A 7094-nucleotide genomic window follows, 5' to 3' on the forward strand; every position below is an offset into this window, starting at 1 on the left:
ATATCTACCGTTATTTTCGGTAGAACCCGGCGACTTCGATGAAACAGGTCAAATTAAAAGTAGGATTTACTGTTATTTTCCTTCAACACGCGAATAACGGGAAATTAACAGTACGATTTACTGTTAATCAGCCGGAGGCCGGGGGCAACTTCAAACGTCACCACCGGACACCCACGTGCAGAACATGACGCCGCCGAATCGTTCCTTAACTTTATCCGCGCGACGATAACGATCAAATTACTTCGTGCCGTACAACCGGTCGCCGGCGTCGCCCAGGCCCGGAATGATGTAGCCATGTTCATTGAGGTGGCTGTCCAAAGCCGCCACGTAGATGTCTACGTCAGGGTGCACATCATGAACCGCCTTAACGCCTTCCGGCGCGGCGATCAGGTTCATCATTTTGATCTGGGTGCAGCCGCGGTTCTTCAACGCGGTGATGGCCGCAATAGCAGATCCCCCGGTGGCCAGCATCGGATCGATCACGATCAGCTCGCGTTCCTGAACGTCCGTAGGCAGCTTAATGTAATATTCGACCGGCTGCAGCGTTTCCGGATCCCGGAACAACCCGACATGTCCAACCTTCGCCGCAGGGAGCAGCTTCAGTACCCCGTCCAGCATCCCCAGCCCGGCGCGAAGAATCGGAATGAGCCCCAGCATCCGTCCGGAAATGACTTTCGATTCGGCTTCGGCCACCGGCGTCTGCACCTTAATCGACTCGAGCGGGATGTCCCGCGTAATTTCGTAAGCCATCAAAGTCGCCACTTCATCCACCAATTCGCGAAAATCCTTCGTGTTGGTCCGCATGTCGCGGATAAAAGTCAGTTTGTGTTGAATCAAAGGGTGATCGCATACCACCAGTTTTCCCATATTTTCGTCGTCCCTCCGCTTTTATTGCTAAGTCTTTACTTGCCATCTCGTTCCCATTCCTCGAACGCTCCACAAATCTTGTCTATTATATCATTCCAAGTTGGCATTTTCACCCTCGCTTCAACATGTTGCAAAGCCGTCAAAAAGAAACCGCTTATATATGAAGGAACTCGCTTGAAAGCTGCTTCCTCTCCTTTCCGGAAGCCCTTGACAGTCAGGATGTATTCTTGTTATTATGGATACACCAAATCCATAATTAACAAAGGAAGAACCGGTCATGCAATATTCGAAAAGCACCGATTATGCGCTGCACGCCCTTATTCACCTGGCGGGCGCGGAACGCCGCCAAAACGTCGGCATCAAATCATTGTCCGCGACGCTGGGCGTTTCGGAGAGCTACCTCTCCAAAATCATGTCCAAGCTACGGCAGGACGGCATCGTCCGTGCGGTGCCCGGCGTGAATGGAGGTTACGAGCTGGCCCGTTCTGCGGATCAAATCACGTTTCTCGAGGTCATCCAAGTGATCGAAGGGCGGCAGCACCTATTCGAATGCTCGAATAGGGAGTCGCATCAGCATCGCATGCTTGCCGAAGAAGAAGATCACGGACACGGGCAATCCCCGCAGGATGCAGGAAGTAACGCCTGCCTCGTTAAGCAAGTCATGGACGGCGCCGAACGGCAACTCAATCAATACCTGCGGGAGCATACGATCCAGTCGGTTTTAGATGCAGCCTATGCAGCCGGGAAATTTCCCGTGCACAAGAAGTGAGCCAAGCGCTTCTTGCATTTTAATTATGGATATTAAAGATCCATGGAGGTGTATCAGAAAAATGAACGAAACCATGTTCGATGCCATCATTGTCGGAGGCGGACCGGCCGGTTTGAATGCCGCCCTGATGCTGGGAAGAGCCCGCAAGAAAGCGGTGGTCCTCGATGAAGGGCGCCCCCGTAACGCGGTAACAAGAGAGGCCCATGGATTCCTGACGCGAGACGGGATCCCCCCGGGGGAACTGCGGCGGTTGGCCAAAGAACAAATCGCCCGTTATCCCGGCATCACTTTTATCGAAGACACCGCCCAATCCGTTACCGGAAAGGATGGCGATTTTCAAATCGCCACCGCCCAAGGCTTGACCCTCCGCAGCAAGAAGCTGCTGTTTGCCGTCGGCATGAAGGATCGGCCGCTAAACATTCCGGGTCTTCCCGAGGTTTATGGGAAAAGCGCCTTCGTATGCCCCTACTGCGACGGCTGGGAATTGCGCGACGAACCTTTGGTGATCATTACGAGAGGGGCAGAAGCCATGCACTTCATCCCGCTGATCTCTGGTTGGACGGACCGCTTCACGTTATGCACGAACGGCCCCGACGGTTTGACCGATGCAGAGCGCGAAGACTTACGTCGGCATGGAGTCCCTTTCCATGATGCACCGATCCGTTCCATTGAGTCGGAAGAAGGGATCGTACGGCAGGTCGTTCTGGAGGACGGGACGGCCATTCCGTGCAGGGGAATCTTTTTCAGGCCGGACCTCACGATTGGCTCTGACCTTCCGCAGACCCTGGGTTGTCAGGTTACCGAGGCAGGAACGGTCATCGTCGACGAATTCGGAAAAACGAACGTGCCGGGCGTCTTTAGCGCCGGCGATGCCGTCACGATGCGGCATCAGGCCATCGCTGCCGCTTCCTCCGGAGCCATGGCCGCCGCTGCGCTGAACAACGAGTTGAATCTTGAAGCATGGAGGCAAAACGGATGAACAGGTCTAAAGACGGCTCGACTATCAGCCAACCTCACGATCCTCGAACGCCAACCGCGAGACCGGGCACCGAGCTCTTGACTTGGCTCCGGCCGGAGCCAGGCGAACGAATTCTTGACCTCGGCTGCGGCAACGGGGATTTGACGGCAGCCATTGCCGCCGCCGGAGCCATCCCCACCGGTATCGACGCATCGGAGGAAACGATCCGCCGGGCGATACAGCGTTATCCCGGCCTGGACCTTCGAATCGCGGATGCCCGCCGGTACCGGAGCGATAGTCGTTATGACGCCGTATTTTCCCACGCCGCTTTGCATTGGATCCAGGATGCGCCCGCCGTCGCGGAAACGATCCGTTTCGCTCTTCGGAAAGGCGGCCGCTTTGTGGCCGAATTCGCCGGGAAAGGTAATGTCGCTGCATTAACCGGGGCCATCGAACAGGTTCTGAAAACGTACGGATTCCCATGGGAAGGACGAAATCCATGGTACCATCCCAGCATCGGCGAGTACGCAAGCCTCTTGGAACAAATCGGCTTCCGCGTTACGTTTGCCCGGCATCTTGACGCTCCCAGACCGTTGAACGGCGAGGAAGGACTGCGCAAGTGGCTCGATAGCTTTGCGGAACATTTTTTCCCTGAAATCGTCCCTTCGGAGAGAGGCCCTCTGTATGACGCTATCGTATCGCTCGCCAAACCCGCTTTATATAAGGAAGGGCAATGGATGCTCGATACCAGCCGGCTGCGGATCATGGCGGTCAAAGATACGGATTAATTCAGAAATACAACAAAACCGGGAGCGAATCGCTCCCGGTTTTGTTATGCCTTAATTAATATTTCAGGTTCGGGTACAACGGATAACGGTCGGTCAACTCGGACACTTGCTTGCGGGTTTTATCCAGCAGCGCTTCGTCCTTCGGCGATTTCAGCACGACGGCGATAATCCGGCCGATTTCCTTCATCGCTTCCTCGTCCATGCCGCGCGAAGTGGCAGCCGGCGTACCGATACGGATCCCGCTGGTCACGAATGGGCTGGTCGGGTCGAAAGGAATCGCGTTTTTGTTCACCGTGATGCCGATCGAATCCAGCACATGCTCGGCGTCTTTCCCCGTGATGTTCAGGTTGCGCGTATCTACCAGCATCAGGTGGTTATCCGTGCCGCCCGACACGATGTTCAAGCCTTCGGAAATCAGCGTTTCCGCCAGGACTTGAGCGTTCTTCACGACATTTTCCGCATAGGTTTTAAAAGAAGGCTGAAGCGCTTCGCCCAATGCAACCGCTTTGGAAGCGATGACGTGCATCAGCGGGCCGCCTTGCGTACCCGGGAATACCGCTTTGTCGATGGCGGCTGCCCAAGGCTGTTTGCACAAAATCATCCCGCCGCGCGGGCCGCGCAGCGTCTTGTGGGTCGTCGTCGTCACGAAATGGGCATGCGGCACCGGGTTCGGATGCAGACCCGCAGCCACGAGGCCGGCGATATGCGCCATATCGACCATGAAGAGCGCGCCAACGTCGTTTGCGATGGAAGCCAGCTTCTCGAAATCGATGATCCGCGGATAAGCGCTCGCCCCGGCTACGATCAGGCGCGGACGATGCTTGAACGCCGCTTTGCGCACTTCGTCGTAATCGATCAGGAACGTGTCTTCCTGTACGCCGTAAGCGACGAAGTTATAGAACAAACCGGAAGCATTGACCGGGCTGCCGTGGGTCAAGTGGCCGCCGTGCGCCAGGTTCATCCCCAGCACCGTATCGCCGGGTTTGAGAGCGGCAAGATAAACGGCGAGGTTCGCCTGCGCGCCGGAATGCGGCTGAACGTTGGCGTGCTCGGCGCCAAATAGTTCTTTCGCCCGGTCGCGGGCGATATTTTCCACGATATCCACGCGTTCGCAGCCGCCATAATACCGTTTGCCCGGGTATCCTTCGGCGTATTTGTTGGTGAGCACGGAGCCCATGGCCTCCATGACCGCCTCGCTGACGATGTTCTCGGAAGCGATCAACTCAATGTTGTTACGCTGACGCTTCAGCTCCAGGTTCATAGCTTCCAGCACGGCTGGATCTTGGTTTCTCAAATTTTCCATCTTCCGTTATCCTCCTTATAATCAAATCCGATCTTAATCGCAAAGCGTGGAGTCCGAATCCGGCGGTAGCGCATAAACGGCCCGTTCCCCGCCGATCAGCTTCGGACGGGTCGTAGCCGCCGTGACGCGAGCCTGACCAATCTTCCGCAGCGAAGGGCGAAACGGCACCGCCACCCGGCGCAAATGCATGCCGATCAGCGTTTCGCCGATATCGATCCCGGCGTGGGCTTCGAGCATTTCCGCTAAGCACGGAGCCGACAATCGCCGGTAGGCCGCGGCAGCCATCGATCCGCCCGCCTTCGGCACGGGCACCGCGGCCACCTCCGTCAGCGAAAGCCGCTCCAGCACCGCCCGTTCGACCACCAGCGCGCGATTCAAATGCTCGCAGCATTGAAACGCGACGTCGAAGCCGTATTGGGCCCGGACCTGTTCGATGCCGGCCCACAGCTCGGAGGCGATGTCTTCGGCCCCACCCGTGCCGATGCGTTTACCTGCCACTTCGCTCGTGCTGGCCCCGACGACCAGCAGCTTGCCCGGACCCAGGTTGGCCGCGGCGGCCACTTCCTCCGCAATCGTTGCCACCTGTGCCCGAATCATTCCAAGCTCTTCCTGCTCCATGTGATGCCCGCTCCTTTCTCCGCATATCCGGAACATTTACACAAAGACTGTCCTTATTATAACAGAGAAAGGCGTACCGCAAACGAAAGACCTGACCCAACAAAAAAAGAGCATAACGCAGCTTACGCGCGTCGTGCTCTTTGCCCAGGCGACCGGCCGTATACTCCGATGCTCCATCGTGGTTTGATCCACTCTTGTCGCCAGTTACATCGGATCTGAAAACTTCTGCTATTAGAATAAAGCATCGGCGAGCCAAATGCAACAGGTTTAATCCCCCTCGCCGCGCTCCAGCTTGGCGATCAGTTTCTCCAGCGCAGCGCCGATCTCCGCCGCCGCCCGGTCGTAGTCCGCCCGTGACCCGCCAAACGGATCGGAAATGTCGTATCCAGGCAACCGCCGTTGCAACTCCTCCAGCCGCCGCTGCTGCCCAACCGGCCACTCGCTGCCCAACGCCCGGGCGAGCTCCCGGTCCGCCGCCAGGCGCCGGTACTCCTCCAGGTTGGCTAGAATGGCGGCGTTATCTTCGACATATTCTTTGAGCGTGAATATTTTATCGGCTGTGCCCGGAAATGAATGAATCACCTGACGCTTGTGCCCTTGCGTCAGCGTCAGAATCAGATCGGCCCAGTCCGTCAATTCGGCATATAAAGGGGTAGACTCAAAGGCATCCGTGATCCCCCGATCCCGCAGCACCGCTTCCGCATGACGGGAAATGGAATTCCCTTTCATGGCGGCCACACCAGCCGAACGAACCTGCACGTCCAACCCCCGGTCCCGCGCCAGCTTGCGCAGCATGCCTTCGGCCATCGGGCTGCGGCAGGTATTTCCGGTACACACAAACAAGATGCGCATGCCCTTTCACCTCCATGTTTAGCGGGGAGCATCCCCCCGCGCTTGGACCTTTATTTTATCACGAATAGCCGCAGTTTCAAAAGATGAACAACAGTCCAAACGCCAGCAATATCGCCCCGCCTGCCGCCTCGCCGTAATCACCGAGCGAACGCCCCATCCCTCGCCCCATCGCCAGCCCAACCAAGGACATGACGCCGCCAAAAAGACCGAAGGCCAGCACCGCCAGCAACCAGTCTCCATGGAACATGCCCAGCGACACGCCGACGGAAAACGAATCGATGCTGACGCTAAGCGAGAACAGCAGCACGCCGAACCAGGTCCGGTGGTTGATCGACTGCACGCCGCTACCTTTGACCGAGCTGATGATCATATGGGCGCCGAGCAGAAATAGGAGCCCTCCCGCGGCGTACCGGGCCAAGCTCCCCAGCAACGCACCGACATATTGTCCCGCCACAATGCCTAGCAGAGGCATCAGCACGTGAAAGAGAGCGACCATCGTCCCGATACGGAGCGCGTCTTTCCGCCGGACTCCTTTCATGCCGATGCCGATGCCGAGCGATAAAGCATCCATGCCCAGCGCAGCCGCCATCAGCAGAATCGTCAACAGCTCTCCCAGCCGCTCGTAAGCCTCCGTCATAACCGCAATCCCCTTTTGTCCAGTCTTTTGTACAACCATATGCGGACAGGTTGCGGTTCATGACTTGGCGGGGGGGTGAGCCTGGGGAGGACGGAGTCGCGGAGGCTGCTTGCTGGAGTGGCAAACAAAATCCTAAGTCTGCGGGAATGGGGATGTAGGCATAAGTTTAAAAGCGGTAGGTTCTCGCCTGGCCATCTCCTGAAATAGAGGTAATAAGTGGCGTTATTTTCCTAGGAATGCGGGAATTCCTTTCAATTAACGGTATTTTGTGGCGCTAATTCACTCAAAAGCTGGCCCACCGC

At 57.0% G+C, this 7094-nt stretch carries 8 protein-coding genes and 1 riboswitch; of the genes, 3 read left to right on the forward strand and 5 right to left on the reverse strand.

The window, feature by feature from the left end; all coding sequences use genetic code 11:
• Nucleotides 1-237 precede the first annotated feature (237 nt).
• Complete coding sequence (upp, locus tag MJ257_RS24055; protein ID WP_178023323.1) at nucleotides 238-867, reverse strand: uracil phosphoribosyltransferase; 630 nt, start codon at nucleotides 865-867, stop codon at nucleotides 238-240.
• 277 nt (nucleotides 868-1144) lie between these two features.
• On the opposite strand from upp, the gene MJ257_RS24060 reads away from it, so the two are divergent.
• The 3 genes from MJ257_RS24060 (at nucleotide 1145) to MJ257_RS24070 (ending at nucleotide 3382) form a co-directional block, all read left to right on the forward strand.
• Nucleotides 1145-1636, forward strand: a complete 492-nt coding sequence (locus tag MJ257_RS24060) for an RrF2 family transcriptional regulator (protein WP_240271711.1) — start codon at nucleotides 1145-1147, stop codon at nucleotides 1634-1636.
• Nucleotides 1637-1697: 61 nt separating this feature from the next.
• On the forward strand, nucleotides 1698-2615 hold the full coding sequence (locus MJ257_RS24065; RefSeq protein WP_240271713.1) for an NAD(P)/FAD-dependent oxidoreductase: 918 nt from the start codon (nucleotides 1698-1700) through the stop codon (nucleotides 2613-2615).
• Nucleotides 2612-3382: a class I SAM-dependent methyltransferase gene (locus tag MJ257_RS24070; protein WP_240271715.1), complete on the forward strand. Its 771-nt coding sequence runs from the start codon at nucleotides 2612-2614 to the stop codon at nucleotides 3380-3382. Before MJ257_RS24065 ends, MJ257_RS24070 begins: the two co-directional genes overlap by 4 nt.
• A 55-nt stretch (nucleotides 3383-3437) precedes the next feature.
• Here the strand turns inward: MJ257_RS24070 and glyA are convergent, their stop codons facing one another.
• From glyA to MJ257_RS24090, 4 genes are all read right to left on the reverse strand, one after another.
• On the reverse strand, nucleotides 3438-4685 hold the full coding sequence (gene glyA, locus MJ257_RS24075; RefSeq protein ID WP_240271716.1) for a serine hydroxymethyltransferase: 1248 nt from the start codon (nucleotides 4683-4685) through the stop codon (nucleotides 3438-3440).
• A gap of 33 nt (nucleotides 4686-4718) precedes the next feature.
• Complete coding sequence (locus MJ257_RS24080; RefSeq protein WP_240271717.1) at nucleotides 4719-5303, reverse strand: TIGR01440 family protein; 585 nt, start codon at nucleotides 5301-5303, stop codon at nucleotides 4719-4721.
• A 135-nt stretch (nucleotides 5304-5438) separates the two neighbouring features.
• Nucleotides 5439-5521, reverse strand: a riboswitch (ZMP/ZTP riboswitch).
• A gap of 49 nt (nucleotides 5522-5570) precedes the next feature.
• Nucleotides 5571-6155 carry a low molecular weight protein arginine phosphatase gene (locus tag MJ257_RS24085; protein WP_240271718.1) on the reverse strand — a complete coding sequence of 195 codons (585 nt, stop codon included), beginning with the start codon at nucleotides 6153-6155 and terminating at the stop codon, nucleotides 5571-5573.
• Between the two features lie 76 nt (nucleotides 6156-6231).
• Nucleotides 6232-6792 (reverse strand): manganese efflux pump MntP, encoded by a 561-nt coding sequence (locus MJ257_RS24090; RefSeq protein WP_240271719.1) that lies wholly within the window; start codon nucleotides 6790-6792, stop codon nucleotides 6232-6234.
• Between the last annotated feature and the right edge of the window lie 302 nt (nucleotides 6793-7094).

This window comes from Paenibacillus timonensis (assembly GCF_022427145.1).
In the GTDB taxonomy this organism is placed as follows: domain Bacteria; phylum Bacillota; class Bacilli; order Paenibacillales; family Paenibacillaceae; genus Fontibacillus; species Fontibacillus timonensis.

Excerpts from the sequence above, each read along its gene's own strand:
- upp (WP_178023323.1), bottom strand. The coding sequence starts at position 867 with ATGGGAAAACTGGTGGTATGCGATCACCCTTTGATTCAACACAAACTG.
- MJ257_RS24060 (WP_240271711.1), top strand. The coding sequence starts at position 1,145 with ATGCAATATTCGAAAAGCACCGATTATGCGCTGCACGCCCTTATTCAC.
- MJ257_RS24065 (WP_240271713.1), top strand. The coding sequence starts at position 1,698 with ATGAACGAAACCATGTTCGATGCCATCATTGTCGGAGGCGGACCGGCC.
- MJ257_RS24070 (WP_240271715.1), top strand. The coding sequence starts at position 2,612 with ATGAACAGGTCTAAAGACGGCTCGACTATCAGCCAACCTCACGATCCT.
- glyA (WP_240271716.1), bottom strand. The coding sequence starts at position 4,685 with ATGGAAAATTTGAGAAACCAAGATCCAGCCGTGCTGGAAGCTATGAAC.
- MJ257_RS24080 (WP_240271717.1), bottom strand. The coding sequence starts at position 5,303 with ATGGAGCAGGAAGAGCTTGGAATGATTCGGGCACAGGTGGCAACGATT.
- MJ257_RS24085 (WP_240271718.1), bottom strand. The coding sequence starts at position 6,155 with ATGCGCATCTTGTTTGTGTGTACCGGAAATACCTGCCGCAGCCCGATG.
- MJ257_RS24090 (WP_240271719.1), bottom strand. The coding sequence starts at position 6,792 with ATGACGGAGGCTTACGAGCGGCTGGGAGAGCTGTTGACGATTCTGCTG.